The sequence below is a fragment of the Sphingomonas sp. Leaf339 genome, from assembly GCF_001426195.1.
In the GTDB taxonomy this organism is placed as follows: Bacteria; Pseudomonadota; Alphaproteobacteria; order Sphingomonadales; family Sphingomonadaceae; genus Sphingomonas.
The window spans coordinates 1-384 of sequence record NZ_LMRS01000043.1 but is presented as its reverse complement, the minus strand read 5'-3'; the positions used below and the strand labels follow the sequence as shown (position 1 = coordinate 384).

Here is a 384-nt window from a genome sequence, read left to right as displayed (position 1 = left end):
CCAGCGCCGCGCTGGCGGATCGGGGCGCCGTGCTGGTGCCGGTCGATACGATCGGGGCGCCTGCGGCATCGCGGGCGTCGCCGTGGCGCAGGATCAACGAGCGCGTCCGTCGCCGTGGCGCAGGATCAACGAGCGCGTCGCCATCAGCCGGGCAGCTTCGCAACATTCGGCGTCACCTTGTTCTGAATGGTGACATGAGGCCGCCATCCGCCGGCATCCTGTGGCGTCAACAGCCCGGCGAAAGCCGTAAAAAAGTGATCGATGTGCCGGTTGCAGTCCAGAAAGTAGGTAAGGATTCTACATTGGCGATGGCCGACACGCGATCGGCATCGGGCATGGGATCGGGCGGGATGGTATCGAAACTGTCCGCCGCGCGCATCGCGG

1 pseudogene is annotated in these 384 nt (G+C 65.9%); it reads right to left on the bottom strand.

Annotated features, from left to right (window positions below):
• Positions 1 to 155: 155 nt before the first annotated feature.
• Positions 156 to 245, bottom strand: a pseudogene (locus ASG67_RS19585) (2'-5' RNA ligase family protein); the annotation flags it as partial.
• Positions 246 to 384: the final 139 nt, after the last annotated feature.